Origin of the sequence: Micromonospora saelicesensis, from assembly GCF_900091575.1 — a bacterium.
GTDB classification, from domain to species: domain Bacteria; phylum Actinomycetota; class Actinomycetes; order Mycobacteriales; family Micromonosporaceae; genus Micromonospora; species Micromonospora saelicesensis.
Genome location: NZ_FMCR01000002.1, coordinates 679,805 through 696,871, shown reverse-complemented (window position 1 = coordinate 696,871; position 17,067 = coordinate 679,805). Strand labels below are relative to the sequence as shown.

Below are 17,067 nucleotides of genomic sequence, written 5' to 3'. Positions count from 1 at the left end.
CCTAAGATCGGCGGCCGTAGATGACGTCTGTTGAAACACGGGGGTTTCGATGGAATTCCGACAAGGTCTTGCCGCACTGACGGCGGTGGCTGCGGTGGTGGCGAGCGTGACCACCCTGCCCTCGACCGCCACGGCCGTGGCGGCGGTCGAGGTGGGCCCGCCGTGCGTCCGCGAGAATCTGCGGGTGCCCGCCGGGTCGTGGCAGGCCATCAAGGTCCACCACACCGACCCCAGCGGCCGGTTCCAGATCGCGTACGCCACGGACACCGACTGGCGCGAGTACGTCATCCGGTGGGACAACGGCGTGCCGACCAACCTCGGCACGCCGGCGGGCTCGCTGAAGGAGGTCAACGAGCAGGGCGACTTCGTCGGCAACGCGTCTTCCGAGGATGGGCTCTACCGCAGCACCGCGTGGCGGTATTCGGACGGGCAGGTAACCGCGCTGCCGGGTCTGCCGGGCAGCGTGCAGACCATCGCGAGCGCCATCGCCGGGGACGGCACCGTGGCCGGCTGGGTACGGTCCGCCGACGGGCAACCGACGGCGGTGACCTGGGCGCGGGACAACACCGTGCGGGCACTGCCCGGTTCCGGCGACAGCCGGGCGATCGATGTCGACGCCGACGGCACCGTCATCGGCTACCTGGCCGACAAGCCGGTGCGGTGGGCGCCCAACGCCCAGCCGGAGATCCTGCCGGGCTACGCGCCGGGCCCAGACACCTTCTGGGACCTGACCGGGATCAGCGCCGGCGTGGTGGTAGGCGAGGAATACACCGGGTCCAGCCAGCTCGCTCTGCTGTGGGCACCCGGAACGGCCCCGACCCTGCTCGCCCGAGGGGCGGCGGTGCACGCCGTCAACGCGCGTGGCTCGGTGGCCTACGAGCAAGTTTACGAGAACAAGCAGTGGCTCCGGCAGAACGGCGTCGACCGTACGTTGCCCTTCGGGCCGTCACCCTTCTCGATCGCCGACATCACCGGGCTGACCGATGACGACATCGCGTACGGCAACCACTACTCGACCCCGGTCCGATGGATCTGCGCCTGACCCGGCCCGCCACGCAAGGCACCGCAACGGCAAGGCCCAGGTCGGACCTGCGAACTGGGCCTTGCCGTATCCGCCACGCGCGCTCAGATCATGCGCAGGATCAGCGCGGTGGAGACCGCCAGCTCACGATCGAGCACCTCGTCCCGGGGGACGAACACCATCGCCTGCCCCTCGCCGACCACCACGTCCTCCTGACGAGCAGTCGTGGTGCCACGGAACACGTGGATAGTCACGGTGTGCGGAAAGCCCGCCTCGTACGGGCGCGGTCCGCGCCACAGCGGCTGCAGCTCACCCGCCGTCAGACCAGTTTCCTCCAGCAGTTCGCGGCGGGCCGCCCCCTCCGGTGACTCGCCGGGCTCGACATGGCCACCCGGCAGGCTCCACTGGCCCGGCGAGACGACCGCATCCTCGTCGCGGTGCTGCAGCAGCACCGCACCCGACGGATCGACAAGCAGCACGAGGGCGACGCCATAGGTGGCCATGACGAGACCGTGCCACGTCGCCGCGAGCATGTCGACGACGTCCCTCACGCGCACCGGATCGCGTACCCTCCCCGGATGGACCTCGACGATCTTCCGCTTGCCGAGTTCGCGTTTCCGGGGCCACTGCGGGACAAGCTCGTGGGCGCGATCCTGTCCGGGGCGAAGACCTCGACGACCGGCCTGCTGGCCGGGTACGAGTGCGCGAACGAGCCGCTGCCCGAGGTGGGTCAACTGTCCGCCGTCGTCGACTCCGCCGGCCGCCGGGTCGCCGCGATCGAGCTGACCGACGTACGGGTGGTCCGGCTCGCCGAGGTCGACCTGCCACACGCCCTGGCCGAGGGGGAGGGCGACGAGTCGGTGGCCCAGTGGCGTGCGGGGCACGAGGCGTTCTGGCACAGTGCCGAGGTGCGCGCCGAGCTGGGCGACCCGGACTTCACGGTGGACGACGACACCCTGGTGGTGACCGAACGCTTCCGGCTGGTGCACGTCGCCTGAATCACTCTGTCCACCGTGGACCGGCTAGCGGCGGGCCACGCGGTGGTGCAAGGTCACCTATGCTCGGCGCGTGATCCCCCCGGCACTAGAGATCCGTGGCCTGGTCAAGACCTTCGCGGCGCATCGCGCGGTGGACGGCATCGATCTGACCGTTCATCCCGGCACCTTCCACGGCATCGTCGGGCCCAACGGTGCCGGCAAGTCCACCACCATCGGGATGGCCGTCGGCCTGGTCACCCCGGACTCCGGGCAGATCCGGATCCTCGGCCACGACGCGCTGCGCGAGCGCGGCCTGACCCGCGCGCTGACCGGCGTGCTGCCCGACGGCCTCGACTTCCCGGAACGCCTCACCGGTGCCGAACTGCTGCGCTACAGCGCCGGTCTGCGCGGGCTGCCCCGGGCCACGGCCACCGACCGTGCCGCCGAACTGATCGACGTGCTCGGCCTGGCCAAGGGCGCCGGCACCCCGCTGGCCGACTGCTCCACCGGCACCCGCAAGAAGCTCGGCCTCGCCCAGGCGCTGCTGCACGCGCCCCGGCTGCTCGTGCTCGACGAACCCTTCGAGGCGGTCGACCCGGTCTCCGCGGCCACCATCCGCCAGGTGCTGCGCCGGTTCGTGGCCGGCGGCGGCACGTGCGTGCTGTCCACCCACTCGATGCTGCTCGTCGAGCAGATGTGCGACGAGGTCACGGTGATCCATCAGGGCCGGGTGGTCGCCGCCGGGTCGGTCGCCGACGTCGCCGCCGGCAGCAGCCTGGAGGACCGGTTCGTCGAGTTGGTCGGCGCCGAAGCCTCCGGCAGCGCCGGTCTGGACTGGCTGACCGGGGCACGATGAGCACGGAACTGACCGTCCCCGGCCGGCGGGGCAGCACCCTCGGCGCGATCGCGGTGCCGGCCCGGATGCGCGCGACGATGCTGCGTCGCTCGCTGCGCGAGCACCCCGGCCCCACGGTGGCCGGCCTGGTCGGTCTGCTCGCGGCCGTCTGGTTGATCCGGTACGCGCTCCGCGGCGACCAGCACACCCTTGGCCTGCTCGCCGGGGCGTGGGTCCTCGGCTGGATCGTGTTGCCGCTGCTGCTCGGCGGCGGGCGCGGCCGGGTCCGCCCGGCCCACCTGCGGCTGGAGCCGATCGGCGGGGTCCCGGCCGCGATCGGTCTGCTCGCCGCGTCGGCGATCGGTATCGGCCCGGCCGTCTCGCTGGTGGCACTCGCCGCGCTGCCCGTGCACGCCGCCCGGTACGGCACGGTCGCGGTCCTCGTCACCGCCGGCGGCGCGGTGCTGCTCTGGCTGCTCGGGCTGATCGGCTCGGCCATCGCGCTGGAGGTCGTCGGCCACGCCGGCGGTCCGGCCGGGGCGCTGCTCACCGGCATCTTCACCGGCACGGCGATGGGTGTCGCCGGGTCGCTCTGGGCGGTCTTCCCCTGGGTGTCGGTCCTGCTCGTGGCAGCGCCGGAGGAGGTGGTCCGGGCCATGGCGTATGTGCCGAGCGCCTGGCCGGTCTCCGCCGCGTCCGGGCCAACCGGGCAAGGGGTGCGCCTGATGGCGACCCTGGTGGGCATCGTGGCGCTCTGCGCCGCCGCGTACATCATGCTCGTCCGAAGGGTGATCGCCGCCGGCGCGCCGTTCCGGCCGCGCCGGACCACGGCGGCGTCACCGGCCGCGGCTGAACGCGAGTGGCTGGGGTGGGTGCCGGCCGCGACGCGGGCGGTCGCGGGCCGTGAACTGCGGGCCTGGATGCGGCATCCGTTGCGGGTGCAGTATCTGGCGTTCGCGGTGGTGTACGGGGCGCTGCTCGCCGGACTGCCGGTCCTGTCCGACGTGGACCTGCTGCTGCCGTGGGCCGGACCGCTGGCCGTGCTCGGCGCGGCGGCGATGTCCGCCGGGCTGGTCGGGCTGGACGGCACCGCGTTGTGGCTGCCGCTCACCACGCCCGGCGGCGAACGGGCCGAGGTCCGAGGTCGGGCCTTGGCGTGGTTGGTGCTGGTCACCCCGATCGGCGTCCTGCTCACCGTCGCGGGCATCCTCCTCGCGCCCGACATCGACGCCCTGCCCGCGCTCTCCACCCTGCCGGCCCTGCTCGGCGCGGGCGCCTCGGTGCCGGTGTGGGTGTCGCTGCTACGCGTACGCCCGGTAGCCGACCCGCGGCATCCGACCGCGGCCGACAACCCGACCGACATCGTCAGCGTGCTGGTCGCCACTGCGGCTGGCCTGCTCGCTGCGGCGCCGGTGCTCGCCCTGATGATCTGGGGTCCGCCGGAGGCGGCACCGCTGTTGCCGCTGGTCGGGCTACTCGGAGGCGCCGCCGCCTGGTGGGGTGGCGTGTGGCTGGCCGACGAGCGGTTCGCCCGGCGCGGCACGACGGTGCTCGCCGCGGCCGGTCAGCGGAGCCGGCCCCCGGAGACGGTGCTCCCGCTGACCTGGGACGCGCAGTGGTATCGGGAGAACAAGTCGACCGCGTGGGCGCTGGGGTTGCTGACGGTCGGGTGGATCCCGGTGATCCCGCAGGGGCTGATGCCGTTGGCGTTCGGGATCGACAGCGGGTGGATCGTGGCCGGTCACCTGAGCGGGAGCGCGCACACGGCGGTGGGGTTGGCGATGGTCGGTCTGGGCGTCGCGATGCTGCTCGCCGGCCTGGTGCTGTGGGATCGCCGACCGCAGCCGGGCGGCCCTGCCCAACCTGCTCCCCCCGGGTGACCGTCCCCGGTACGCGGGATCGCCCGCCTACAGCAGTGCGAGCTGGCCCTCGACCTCATCCGTGTGCGGCTCGCGTAACTGCCAGAGCCGGACCACTCCAGTTTCGTCGTCGTGCGTGATCCACCGTCCGTGTCCACCAGCGGACCGAATCGAGTTCTGCGGCATGTCGATGCCGTAATCCATCACGGTCTGCGGGCGCAGCGTGCGGGTGGAGAGTAGGAGATGCTGCTCGGCGTCACCCTCGTCGATCGCGACGCCAACCATGACCCAGTCGTCGTCGGATACGACGACCGCGGCCTCGTACATCCGGTAGTCGTCGGAGTCGCCGAACCCCGGGATGTCGTCGAAGTGGCGCTCGACCCGCACGCTGTCATCGGCGACCTCCCGTACCGAGATCCAGCCGCTGCCGTGCGGCATCGAGAGACTGAAGGCCCCACTGGCGCTCAGGTCGGTCAGGCAGCCGTTCAGAGTCTGCGCGAGGATCTGCTGCCTGTCGACTGTCGTCAACCAATGGCTGAGGCAGGTCTCCGGGCCCACCGCGATGTGTACGCCAACGCGTCCCTGATCGGCGTGCGCGACGAAGGTGGCTCCGCCCTCGATGGTCTGGAGGGGATGCCGGCCGACCTCCGATCCGCCTGCGGAGTCCCATACGACGACCTGGTCACCGGAACCGTCGGGCACGAACATATAGACAAGGCCGTCACCGGCCAGGTGACAGTGCGGTTGTGGCCATCCGATCGACAGTGCTGCGCCGTGCTCGGCCGACCATTGAACGCGGCCGTCGGCACTGCGGACCTGCACCTCACGTGGCCCCACCAGCGCGAACCGCGACCGGTCCCGTGCCACGCCGACAGCCAGAATCGGATCCGCGTCGGGGCTTACCGCCTCCCACGCGAGCGCGACGGTCAGATCCGGGTCCAACACCCGCAGCGAGCGACGGTCCCAGACCAGCGCCCCCGCGCCGGCCACCCACTCGACACAGCTCGACGGCGTCACCACCGTCTCAGCGATCCGCAATGGGCGCACGGCCGAGAGCCTACGCACCGCGAGGAGCCGAGGGGCGCGTGGTCGTACCGATCAGCCCTGACGGCGCTTCCCCGCGATGTCGGCTGCGGGCTGCACTGGAGAAGATCGTTCTAATTCGACTGTGTAGGCTCAGCTACATAGACACCCTTGCCCGGATGCCCTTCGACCAGCTCGCGGTCCTTGAGGATCGTCATGACCCGGTTGATCGTTGAAATGTGCACGCTGTACTGCTCGGCCAGCTCGCGTGTGGACGGTAGCTTCTCACCCGGCGCGAGTTCCCCAGACTTGATCTTCTCGGTGATCTCGGTAGCGATGCGCCGGTAGTCCACTTTCTCGGTCGGCATGAGTCGATCTCCGTTGGGTCCCTGGTTTCGGCACCCCAATTCGATCACGAGCAGACCTGTTCCAACAAGTTCCATGTTCTCGCTTGACCTGCTCCTACAAGTTGGAATAGGTTTCTTTCAGTCGGGTTCCCTGGTTTCGGCAAACTCCGAGGTTCCCGGCGGCATGCCCACCTGGGGGAGTGCGAGGCACAGACTCGCCCCCCAGGTGGGACTAATCATGATCGCGGGAGGGTGCCGACCATGCCGATCGACGAGCCGGCCTCTAAAGCAACTGAGCTGTTCACTGCCAAGAGGGTTCTGGACGCGCATTGGGCTCGGGCGCTCGACCGGCCATGGCGGATAGGCGGGTGCCTGGAGTGTCAAGGTCGCAATGACTGTCCTCAGCTTGATTGGGCGATCGAGGTGACCGCAGAGGCGGCGGCGTTGATGTTTCAGAAGCGCTGATTCGGCCGTCCGCCGATCGCTGTCCGACAGCGCCTTTGAGTGGAGTCTGAGTGGAGTCGTCAGGATCTCAACGCCACGGCTGTTCTTCGTAACCTTGGTCCGCCAGACTGCGCGGTATGGGTGATCGTTGGCGCCGGTGGGCGTGGGTCGGGGTGCTCGTCATCGGGCTGATCCTTTATCTGGCGGTGCTGCGGACCCTGGTCAGCACCAAGAATCCGAACTTCGTACCGGCGTTGATCCTGCTCGGGGCGACGTTGGTGCCGTTGACGTTCCTGACGTTCGCGCAGGCCCGCACCGGGCGGTGGCAGGTGCCGGCGTCGGTGTTGGTGACGTCGGCGTTCTTCGGCGGCGTGATCGGCACGGTGGTCGCCGGCACCCTGGAGTACGACACCCTGCGCGGCCTCGGCACCCTGCCGATGGTGTTCGTCGCGTTGATCGAGGAGTCGGCGAAGCTGATCGTCCCGGTGGTGCTGCTGTTCACGGTGGTGGCCCAGCGTCGGCGCCGGGTGCCCTCCGACGGGTTGATCATCGGCATCGCCGCCGGCATGGGGTTCGCCGCGCTGGAGACGATGGGCTACGCCTTCACCGCGCTGCTGAGTTCGCAGGGCAACATCGGCGCGGTGGAGCAGACGCTCTTCATTCGGGGTCTGACGGCGCCCGCCGGTCACACCGCCTGGACCGGGCTGACCGCCGGCGCGCTCTGGGCGTTGCTGGCGAGCCCGAGCGTCGCTCGGCTCTTCGGGTTCATCGGCACGTTCGTGGGTGTCGTCGTCCTGCACACCCTCTGGGACACGTTCTCCGGTTCGCTGGTCTTCGTCGTGTTGGCGATCATCAGCATCGGCTGGCTGTTCTGGGAGCTGCGCCGCTACCGGACCTTCAACGACCACCCCGTCGGCCAGTTGCAACCGCACTGACCAGCGCCGTACTCCATGCCTCTCCCGGCCCGCACCAAAGGCTGGGGAAGGCATGACTGTTTGTGATCCCGCTGCGACCGGACCGGCACCTCATCTAACGTCAGAGTGTTCATATTTGGCGGGATTGGTCGGGAAGGTGCGGCGATGGGGGTGCGCAGCTGGTTCGAGGGCTGGCCGGTCTATCGCCAGCTCACCGGCACCGACCCCCTGGGCCGGGGTGCCGCGGCGAAGTCCGACGGGTCCCGCGCGCTCACCGCCCGCACCGACACCGCCGATTCGATGGCCCGGTCCGTGTGCCCGTACTGCGCTGTGGGTTGTGGTCAGCGGGTGTTCGTGAAGGACGGGCAGGTCAGTCAGATCGAGGGCGATCCCGACAGCCCGATCTCGCGAGGTCGGCTCTGCCCGAAGGGCGCGGCCAGCAAGAGCCTGGTCACCAGCCCACTGCGGCAGACCACGGTCCGCTACCGCCGGCCGTACGGCACCGAGTGGGAGGACCTCGACCTCGACACGGCGCTGAACATGATCGCCGATCGGGTCCTGGCCGCCCGGGACGAGACCTGGGAGGACGTCGACGCCGAGGGTCGACCGCTCAACCGGACGCTGGGCATCTCCAGCCTGGGCGGGGCGACGCTGGACAACGAGGAGAACTACCTCATCAAGAAGTTGTTCACCGCGATGGGGGCGCTCCAGATCGAGAACCAGGCCCGTATTTGACACTCCTCCACCGTCCCCGGTCTGGGGACCAGCTTCGGTCGTGGCGGCGCCACCCAGTACCAGCAGGACCTGTCGAACTCCGACGTCATCGTCATCCAGGGTTCGAACATGGCCGAGGCGCACCCGGTGGGTTTCCAGTGGGTGATGGAGGCCAAGCGTCGGGGGGCGAAGGTCTTCCACGTCGACCCGCGGTTCACCCGTACCAGCGCGCTGGCTGACTCGTACCTGCCGATCCGGGCGGGCACCGACATCGCGCTGCTCGGCGGGGTGGTGCGCTACATCCTCGACAACGAGCTGGACTTCCGGGAGTACGTCGTCGCCTACACCAACGCCGCGACCATCGTGACCGAGGAGTACGCCGACACCGAGGACATGCACGGCCTCTTCTCCGGCTTCAACGACGACAACGCCACCTACGACCAGGCCAGTTGGCGGTACGAGGGCCACTCGCAGAACCGGACGACCCGCGACAGCGAGACCCAGCGGGAGACGGCGGCCGGGCTGGAGAACGAGTCGCACGGCGCGCCTGTCGGCGGCGAGACCGAACGTGACGAGACGTTGCAGCACCCGCGCTGCGTCTACCAGATCCTCAAGCGGCACTTCGCCCGCTACACGCCGGAGATGGTGGAACGGGTCTGCGGCATCCCGCAGGAGAAGTTCTTCGAACTGGCCCGGGCGTGGACGGAGAACTCCGGCCGGGACCGGACCGGCATGCTCGTCTACTCGGTGGGCTGGACGCAGCACAGCGTCGGCGTGCAGTACATCCGCACCGGCGCGATCATCCAGCTCCTGCTGGGCAACGTGGGCCGCCCGGGTGGTGGGGTGATGGCCCTGCGCGGGCACGCCAGCATCCAGGGCTCCACCGACATCCCGACGTTGTTCAACCTGCTGCCGGGCTACCTGCCGATGCCCCACCACGCCAATCACCCGACCCTGGACGAGTGGGTGGACAGCATCGCGCACCCCGGGCAGAAGGGCTTCTGGGGCAACGCCCGCACCTACGGCGTCAACCTGCTCAAGGCGTACTGGGGCGACGCGGCCACCGCCGACAACGACTACTGCTACGGGTACATGCCGCGGATGACCGGCGACCACGGCACCTACCAGCAGGTGCTCGACATGATCGACGGGAAGATCAAGGGCTATTTCCTGCTCGGGCAGAACCCGGCGGTCGGGTCGGCGCACGGCCGGGCGCAGCGTCTCGGCATGGCCAACCTCGACTGGTTGGTCGTCCGGGACCTGTTCATGATCGAGAGCGCCACGTTCTGGCAGAACGCGCCGGAGATCGAGACCGGCGAGATCGTGCCCGAGCGGTGCCGCACCGAGGTGTTCTTCCTACCGGCCGCCTCCCACGTGGAGAAGGAGGGCACCTTCACCCAGACCCAACGGCTGTTGCAGTGGCGGGAGAAGGCCGTCGAGCCGCCAGGCGACGCCCGCTCCGAACTCTGGTTCTTCTACCACCTCGGTCGCGTCATCCGGGAACGGCTGGCGACGTCGACGAAGCCGCGCGACCGTGCGCTGCTCGACCTCGCCTGGGACTACCCCACGCACGGCCCGACCGTCGAGCCAAGCGCCGAGGCGGTGCTGCGCGAGATCAACGGGTACGACGTGGCGACCGGCCGGCCGCTGGCGTCGTTCACCGAGATGAAGGACGACGGCTCCACCGTCGGCGGTTGCTGGATCTACACCGGGGTGTACGCCGACGGCGTCAACCAGGCGGCCCGCCGCAAACCCGGCTCGGAGCAGTCCCTGGTGGCACCCGAGTGGGGTTGGGCGTGGCCGGCGAACCGGCGCATCCTCTACAACCGTGCCTCCGCCGACCCGGACGGCAACCCGTGGAGTGAGCGCAAACGCTACATCTGGTGGGACGCGGACAAGAGCGAGTGGACCGGCTACGACGTGCCCGACTTCGAAAAGACCAAACCGCCGTCCTACCGGCCGGCGCACGACGCCTCGGGTGTGGCGGGCATCGCCGGCGACGACCCGTTCATCCTCCAGGGCGACGGCAAAGGCTGGCTGTACGCGCCGACCGGGGTCCTCGACGGACCGATGCCCACCCACTACGAGCCGGTCGAGTCGCCGGTGCGCAACCCGCTCTACCGCCAGCAGGCCAACCCGACCCGCAAGGTCTACACCCACCCGATCAACACGCTCAACCCGAGCCCGCCGCAGGAGCACAGCCAGGTGTTCCCGTACGTGTTCACGGTCAGCCGGCTCACCGAGCACCACACCGCCGGCGGGATGAGCCGGACGGTGTCACCGCTGGCCGAGCTGCAACCCGAGATGTTCGTCGAGGTGTCGCCGGAGTTGGCGGCCCTGCGAGGGTTGAGTCACCTGGGCTGGGCCCACCTGGTCACCAGCCGGGCGGCGGTCGAGGCGAAGGTGCTGGTGACCGACCGGGTGACGCCGCTGCGAGTGGACGGCCGGATCATCCACCAGCTCTGGCTGCCGTACCACTTCGGCTACGAGGGCCTGGTGACCGGCGACTCGGCCAACGACCTGTTCGGCATCACCCTCGACCCCAACGTCCTGATTCAGGAGAGCAAGGTCGGCACGTGCGACGTCCGGCCCGGACGACGCCCCAGAGGACAGGACCTGGTGGACCTCGTCGTCGACTACCGGCGGCGGTCGGGCAACCTCGTCCACCGATACCCGCCGATGGTCACGACCGACGTCGCCGACAGCAGCAGCGACCAGGAGGCCTGACCGATGCCCCACGCCAACGCCCTGTACGGGCCGCTGGACCCCGCACCGGACGCCGGCTACGAGAACCCGCCGCCGCGGATGGGGTTCTTCACCGACACCAGCGTCTGCATCGGCTGCAAAGCGTGCGAGGTGGCCTGCAAGGAGTGGAACGGCGTCCCCGAGAGTGGGCTCGACCTGCTGGGCATGTCGTACGACAACACGGGCGCGCTGACCGCCAACTCCTGGCGGCACGTCGCGTTCGTGGAGCAGCCCCGCTCGGCCGGCTGGGCGACCCCGGCGTTCGAGGGGGACCCGGACGGGCCGGCGATCAGCCCGGTGACGGCGGCGGTCGGCGCGCGTACCAGCACCGACACCGGAACGGACCCCGGCCTGGACACCGGCTCGCCCGCCGCGGCGGCCCGCATGTCGGGCGGGCCGGAGTTTCTCGGGATGCCGGGTGCGCAGCCGCCGGGGAGGGGCTCGGGCGCGGAGGGGCGGACGGATTTCCGCTGGTTGATGATGTCGGACGTGTGCAAGCACTGCACCCACGCGGCCTGCCTGGATGTCTGCCCGACAGGTTCCCTGTTCCGGACGGAGTTCGGCACCGTGGTGGTGCAGGAGGACATCTGCAACGGCTGCGGTTACTGCATCTCCGCCTGCCCGTACGGCGTCATCGATCAACGCAAGGACGATGGTCGGGCGTGGAAGTGCACGCTGTGCTACGACCGGCTCGGGGTCGGGATGACGCCGGCGTGTGCGCAGGCGTGCCCGACCGAGTCGATCCAGTACGGGGAACTGGACGAGTTGCGGGAGCGGGCCGCCGCGCGGGTGGCGAAGCTGCATGAGCGGGGCGTGCCGGAGGCGCGGTTGTACGGGCACGACCCGAACGACGGTGTCGGCGGTGATGGCGCGTTCTTCCTGCTGCTCGACGAGCCGGAGGTGTACGGGCTGCCACCGGACCCGATTGTGACCACCCGCGACCTGCCGGCCATGTGGAAGCGTGCCGGCCTGGCGGCGATGACGATGGCGGTCGCCACGGCGGTCGCGTTCCTGGGCAGGCGGCCATGACCCGCGGCGGTGAACAACTCACGGTGCCGCCGGCCGACTTCGCCTCCTACTACGGCCGGCCCGTTCTGAAGCCACCGGTGTGGAAGTACGACATCGCCGGCTACCTGTTCACCGGAGGCCTCGCCGCCGGAAGTGCGCTGATCGGCGCGGGCGCCCAACTGACCGGACGACCCGCGCTGCGCACTGTGGGCCGTTGGACGGCCCTCGGTGGCGTCGCCGCCAGCACGTACCTGCTGGTCCACGACCTCGGCCGGCCGGCCCGGTTCCATCACATGCTCCGGGTGGCCAAGGTGACCTCGCCGATGTCGGTCGGCACCTGGATTCTCGCCGCGTTCGGCCCGATGGCCGGCGTGGCCGCGGTCGCCGAACTCGCGCCGCTGCTCCCGCAGCACGGTGTGCTCGGCCTCGCCCGTCGGATCGCACCGCCCATCGGCAACATCGCCGGCCTGGCCGCCGCGGCCACCGCGCCGGCGCTGGCGACGTACACCGGGGTGCTGCTCGCCGACACGGCCGTGCCGTCCTGGCACGACGCCTACCCGTCGCTGCCGTTCGTCTTCGCCGGAAGCGCGCTCGCCGCCGCGTCCGGGGTCGGCCTGATCGCGGCACCGGCCGCGGAGACCGCCCCACTGCGACGACTCGCCCTGGCCGCCGCGGCCATCGAGTTTGGCGGAGGGCACCAGCTGGAGCGGCAGGGCCTCACCAGCGAGCCCTACACGCACGGACGCAGCGGCCGGCTGGTCAAGGCGGGACGCGCCCTGCTCGCCGTGGGCACCGCCACCGCGCTGCTCAGCCGACGCAGCCGGCTCCTGGCGGCGATCTCCGGCGCCGCCCTCGTGGCATCGTCGGTCGCCACCCGGTTCGGCGTCTTCGAAGCGGGAAGGGTGTCGGCCCGCGATCCGAAGTACACGGTCGTGCCACAACGGGAGCGGCTCGCCGAGAAGCGGTCGGCCACCCAGCTCTGAGCGGATCGGCGAAACGGAAGGCGCCCCTTTCAAGGGGGCGCCTTCCGTTGCGATGCGAGAGGTCGGGCGGCGATGGGCCGCCGCGCGTCAGCCGGTGAACAGCTTCGCGGCGGTGATGGCGGTCTGGACGATGCCGTACCCGAGTAGCACCGCGACCAGCAGCCACGACAACCAGAGCCGCCCGGTCTGGCTACCGACGCGCGGTGGCGCGGGCGGCTGGCTGTCCCGCCCGAGAGCGACCGGCTCGGTGACGGTGGCCTTCGCCACGGGCGAGGTCGGTCCTCGGTTCGGTTCGTGGAACCGCTCGGGCACGGAACGGACCAGCAGATTCGCGATGAACCCGATGGCGAGGATGCCGACCATGGTGAACAGCGCGGGCCGGTACGCCGCCGCGGTGAGCGTGCCGGGCTTGCCCTGGGTGTCGAGGATCCCGTTGACGATCAGCGGGCCGGCGACACCTGCGGCCGACCAGGCGGTGAGGATCCGGCCGTGGATGGCCCCGACCTGGAAGGTGCCGAACAGGTCACGCAGGTAGGCGGGCATTGTGGCGAAGCCACCGCCGTAGAAGGAGATGATCGCGGCGGCGATCAGCACGAAGACCGCGGTCGCGGAGTGGCCGGCCACGGCGAGCAGCAGGTACAGCACCATGCCGACGCCGAGGTAGACCATGTAGATGGGCTTGCGGCCGATGAGGTCGGACGTCGTCGACCAGACGAACCGTCCGGCCATGTTGAACAGCGACAGCACTCCCACGAAACCGGCCGCCGCCGTCACCGAGACAGTGGTGGCGGTCCCGTTGTCCCGGAAGAAGTCCTGGATCATCGGGCTTGCCTGCTCCAGGATGCCGATGCCCGCTGTGACGTTGCAGAACAGCACGATCCACAGCAACCAGAACGACCGGGTACGCACGGCGTTCGACGCGGACACGCTTGCCGTCGTCACCAGAGGCCGGGCGGCGACGCTCGCGGGGTCGAACCCGGCGGGCCGCCAGTCCGGCGCCGGAACCCGGACGTTGAACGGGCCGAACATCATGATCACGAAATAGCCGATGCCGAACGTGACGAAGAGCGCCACGAGGGCGCTGCCCGACGCCACGGCGGCCGGGTTGTTGGGGTTGTAGCCGGAGTCGTAGAGGGAGAGCAGCTGGCGCGCGAGCGGGCCGGCGACCAGGGCGCCGCCGCCGAATCCCATGATGGCCAGCCCGGTGGCGAGGCCGGGGCGGTCCGGAAACCACTTGATCAGTGTGGAGACGGGCGAGATGTAGCCGATGCCGAGCCCGATGCCGCCGATGACGCCGTATCCGAGGTAGAGGAGCCACAGCTGCTGGGTCGCGATGCCGAGCGCGCCGACCAGGAACCCGACGGCCCAGAAGCACGCCGAGACGAACATCGCCCGGCGCGGTCCGTTCTTTTCCACCCAACGGCCACCGACCGCCGCCGACGAGCCCAGCATGACGATGGCGATGCTGAAGATCGCCCCGATCGCCGTCTGGCTGGCGTCGAAGTGCGCGATGAGGGAGTTCTTGTAGACACTCGTCGCGTAGACCTGGCCGATGCACACGTGCACGGCCAGTGCCGCCGTCGGGATGAGCCAGCGGCTGTATCCCGGGGGAGCGACAGTGTGCCGAGGATCGAAGACCGACAGCATGGGCATCGTCCACACCTCCTGCGGCCGAACAGGCCGCGACGTTGCCGAGCTGTCCGACCCGGCAGTTGGCCGAGGGGCGCCGCCGCAGTGGCGGCCCGGCGCACGTCTGGCGTCAGCCGTTGACCGGCTCGATCTCACGTTACGTGGCAGCGGGTTCACGTCATGTCATTACCGAGAAACGCGGAACCGGGCGCAGAGCGGGGGCGGGCCAACCGGCCCGCCCCCGCTCTGCCGGTGTACGGCTCAGTGAATCGCGACCTTTGCCGCCGCCTCCTCCTGGGCGCGTCGTTCGTCCCCGCTGAGGGTGTGCAGCGGCTTCTCCTTGATGAACAGCACGACGATCAGCGCGAGCAGCGCGATCGGGGCGCCGACCAGGAAGAGGTCCGCGGTGGCGATGCCGTACACGTCCTGCACGATGCGCAGCACCGGCTCGGGCAGGGTGGACAGGTCGGGCACCTCGGCGGAGCCACCGCCGGCGGTCGCCGCCGGGCCGAGCCGGTCGGTCGTCAGCGAGGTCACCCGACTTGCCAGGACCGCGCCGAGGGCGCTGACTCCGATCGCGCCGCCCATGCTGCGGAAGAACGTCAGCACGGAGGTGGTGGCACCGAGCTCGTGGGCCGGCACGTCGTTCTGCGCGGCGAGCACGAGATTCTGCATGAGCATGCCGACGCCGACGCCCAGCACGGCCATGTAGATCGACAGCACGAGGACGCTGGTGTTGGCGTCGATGGTGCCCAGCAGCAGCATCCCGACGGTCATCACCGCGGCGCCGGCCACCAGGTACGCCTTCCACCGGCCGTACTTCGTGATGAGCTGGCCGGCCACCGTCGACGAGACGAGCAGACCGAAGATCATCGGAAGGCTCATCAGGCCCGCGACGGTGGGCGACTTGCCCAGCGAGATCTGGAAGTACTGGGACAGGAAGACGGTGCCGCCGAACATCGCGACACCGACCAGCACGCTGGCGATGGTGGCCAGGGAGACCGTGCGGTTGCGGAAGATGCTCAGCGGGACGATCGGCTCCGCCGCCCGCGACTCGACGACCACGGCCAGCGCCAGCACGACCAGCCCGCCGATGACCATCAGGGCCGTCCAGCCGGAGGCCCAGTCGAACTTGTTGCCGGCCAGGGACGACCAGATCAGCAGGGTGGAGACGCCCGAGGTGATGAGCAGGGCGCCCAGCCAGTCAATCTTCGCCTTGCGGCGGACGACCGGCAGGTGCAGGGTGCGCTGGAGCAGGGCGATGGAGATGATGCTGAACGGGACGCCGATCAGGAAGCACCACCGCCAGCCCAGCCACGACGTGTCGACGAGCAGGCCGCCGATCAGCGGACCGGCGATGGTGCCCACACCGAAGACCGCGCCGAAGATGCCGGCGTAGCGGCCCAGCTCACGCGGCGGGATCATCGCCGCCATGACGATCGTGGCCAGCGCCGTCATACCACCGGCGCCGATGCCCTGGACGACCCGACTGAGCAGCAGAACCTCGACGTTCGGCGTGAAGCCCGCGATGAGTGAACCCACCACGAACAGTCCCAGCGACAACTGGATCAGCAGCTTCTTGCTGTACAGGTCGGCCATCTTGCCCCACAGCGGCACCGTCGCCGTCATGGCGAGCAGTTCGCTGGTGACGATCCACGTGTAGACGGTCTGGCTGCCGTTCAGATCCGCGATGATCCGCGGTAGCGCGTTCGCCACCACCGTGGAGGCGAGGATGGACACGAACATGCCGACCATCAGGCCGGAAAGGGCCTGCAGAACCTCCCGACGCGACATGCGCGTGCCGACGTCGGCGGTGTCGGCGGGCGGGACGGTGGTGGTCATTGACGCTCCCTTGTCGGGTTTGTGGCGGAGTGGCTGACCCCGGAGCTGATGCGGCGGGGCAGGGGACTGGCGGGTCAGGAGAAGGCCGGCGGATCCGGCAGGCCGGCGGCGATCGCGGCGAACGCCTCGTCGACGAAGTCGTGCAGGGGCCGCTCGTCGTCACCGGCGGCCCAGCGCAGCATCGCGGTGCGGAAGGCGGCACCGGCGACAGCGACGACCAGCGGCGGATGGCCGTGGTCGAGGCCAACGCCGAGGCGGGTGGCGACGACCGCGACCATGGCCTGCTCGGTGGCGCTGTTGCCGGCCACCAGCCGGGGCAGCAGCGCGGGGTTCTGGGTGATGACCGTCAGTCGCAGCCGCCACAACTCCCGGTCGGCCTGGATCGAGTCGACCGACTCGTCGAGGGCGACCCGTACGGCCTGCAACGCCGACACCTGCGCGGGGGCGGCTGCCAGACGCGCCACGACCGGGTTGCCGTCGAGTGCCGGATCGTCGGTGAGGGCCTCGTCCTTGCAGGTGAAGTAGTTGAAGAAGGTCCGCGAGGAGACGTCCGCGGCCTCGCTGATCTCCTCCACCGTGACGTGCTCCAGACCGCGTTCCGCGACCAGCCGTAGCGCGGCGGCGGTCAGCGCGGCCCGCGTCTGCGCCTTCTTGCGGTCGCGACGCCCGGGCGCAGCGTGGTCGGTGTCGGTCACGCGGGCGAGATTAGGAGCAAACTTGCAGAGG

General features: G+C 70.1%; 14 protein-coding genes and 1 pseudogene. 9 read left to right on the top strand and 6 right to left on the bottom strand.

The window, feature by feature from the left end; all coding sequences use genetic code 11:
* Nucleotides 1-49 precede the first annotated feature (49 nt).
* Nucleotides 50-1,042 carry a hypothetical protein gene (locus tag GA0070561_RS11100; RefSeq protein WP_141710357.1) on the top strand — a complete coding sequence of 331 codons (993 nt, stop codon included), beginning with the start codon at nt 50-52 and terminating at the stop codon, nt 1,040-1,042.
* A gap of 83 nt (nt 1,043-1,125) precedes the next feature.
* Here the strand turns inward: GA0070561_RS11100 and GA0070561_RS11095 are convergent, their stop codons facing one another.
* On the bottom strand, nt 1,126-1,572 hold the full coding sequence (locus GA0070561_RS11095; RefSeq protein ID WP_279616359.1) for an NUDIX hydrolase: 447 nt from the start codon (nt 1,570-1,572) through the stop codon (nt 1,126-1,128).
* A gap of 27 nt (nt 1,573-1,599) precedes the next feature.
* Here GA0070561_RS11095 and GA0070561_RS11090 point away from each other — a divergent pair, with 27 nt between their 5' ends.
* The 3 genes from GA0070561_RS11090 to GA0070561_RS11080 all read left to right on the top strand — a co-directional run bounded on the left by GA0070561_RS11090 (nt 1,600) and on the right by GA0070561_RS11080 (nt 4,713).
* A complete protein-coding gene (locus tag GA0070561_RS11090; RefSeq protein ID WP_091399266.1) occupies nt 1,600-2,019 on the top strand; it encodes an ASCH domain-containing protein in 420 nt (139 codons plus the stop codon).
* A gap of 70 nt (nt 2,020-2,089) precedes the next feature.
* Entirely contained in the window at nt 2,090-2,854 is a 765-nt protein-coding gene (locus tag GA0070561_RS11085; RefSeq protein WP_091399263.1) for an ABC transporter ATP-binding protein, read from the top strand.
* Nucleotides 2,851-4,713: a hypothetical protein gene (locus tag GA0070561_RS11080; protein WP_091399260.1), complete on the top strand. Its 1,863-nt coding sequence runs from the start codon at nt 2,851-2,853 to the stop codon at nt 4,711-4,713. Before GA0070561_RS11085 ends, GA0070561_RS11080 begins: the two co-directional genes overlap by 4 nt.
* Before the next feature lie 27 nt (nt 4,714-4,740).
* Here GA0070561_RS11080 and GA0070561_RS11075 read toward each other — a convergent pair whose 3' ends face one another.
* On the bottom strand, nt 4,741-5,682 hold the full coding sequence (locus GA0070561_RS11075; RefSeq protein WP_141710356.1) for a hypothetical protein: 942 nt from the start codon (nt 5,680-5,682) through the stop codon (nt 4,741-4,743).
* Between the two features lie 167 nt (nt 5,683-5,849).
* Nucleotides 5,850-6,083, bottom strand: a complete 234-nt coding sequence (locus GA0070561_RS11070; protein WP_091399254.1) for a GntR family transcriptional regulator — start codon at nt 6,081-6,083, stop codon at nt 5,850-5,852.
* A gap of 240 nt (nt 6,084-6,323) precedes the next feature.
* Between GA0070561_RS11070 and GA0070561_RS33020 the strand changes: the two genes are divergently transcribed.
* From GA0070561_RS33020 to nrfD, 5 genes and pseudogenes are all read left to right on the top strand, one after another.
* Nucleotides 6,324-6,527, top strand: a complete 204-nt coding sequence (locus tag GA0070561_RS33020; RefSeq protein WP_141710355.1) for a hypothetical protein — start codon at nt 6,324-6,326, stop codon at nt 6,525-6,527.
* Between the two features lie 116 nt (nt 6,528-6,643).
* Nucleotides 6,644-7,441 carry a PrsW family intramembrane metalloprotease gene (locus GA0070561_RS11065; RefSeq protein WP_091399252.1) on the top strand — a complete coding sequence of 266 codons (798 nt, stop codon included), beginning with the start codon at nt 6,644-6,646 and terminating at the stop codon, nt 7,439-7,441.
* 144 nt (nt 7,442-7,585) lie between these two features.
* Nucleotides 7,586-10,834: pseudogene (gene fdh / locus GA0070561_RS11055) on the top strand (formate dehydrogenase); the annotation flags it as partial.
* Between the two features lie 30 nt (nt 10,835-10,864).
* Entirely contained in the window at nt 10,865-11,908 is a 1,044-nt protein-coding gene (locus GA0070561_RS11050) for a 4Fe-4S dicluster domain-containing protein (protein WP_091399243.1), read from the top strand.
* Nucleotides 11,905-12,870, top strand: a complete 966-nt coding sequence (gene nrfD / locus GA0070561_RS11045; RefSeq protein WP_091399240.1) for an NrfD/PsrC family molybdoenzyme membrane anchor subunit — start codon at nt 11,905-11,907, stop codon at nt 12,868-12,870. Before GA0070561_RS11050 ends, nrfD begins: the two co-directional genes overlap by 4 nt.
* Before the next feature lie 87 nt (nt 12,871-12,957).
* Here nrfD and GA0070561_RS11040 read toward each other — a convergent pair whose 3' ends face one another.
* The 3 genes from GA0070561_RS11040 to GA0070561_RS11030 all read right to left on the bottom strand — a co-directional run bounded on the left by GA0070561_RS11040 (nt 12,958) and on the right by GA0070561_RS11030 (nt 17,036).
* Nucleotides 12,958-14,517 carry an OFA family MFS transporter gene (locus GA0070561_RS11040; RefSeq protein ID WP_091399238.1) on the bottom strand — a complete coding sequence of 520 codons (1,560 nt, stop codon included), beginning with the start codon at nt 14,515-14,517 and terminating at the stop codon, nt 12,958-12,960.
* Nucleotides 14,518-14,760: 243 nt separating this feature from the next.
* Nucleotides 14,761-16,341, bottom strand: a complete 1,581-nt coding sequence (locus GA0070561_RS11035) for an MDR family MFS transporter (RefSeq protein WP_091399235.1) — start codon at nt 16,339-16,341, stop codon at nt 14,761-14,763.
* A 74-nt stretch (nt 16,342-16,415) separates the two neighbouring features.
* Nucleotides 16,416-17,036 carry an acyl-CoA-like ligand-binding transcription factor gene (locus tag GA0070561_RS11030; protein WP_091399233.1) on the bottom strand — a complete coding sequence of 207 codons (621 nt, stop codon included), beginning with the start codon at nt 17,034-17,036 and terminating at the stop codon, nt 16,416-16,418.
* Nucleotides 17,037-17,067 lie beyond the last annotated feature (31 nt).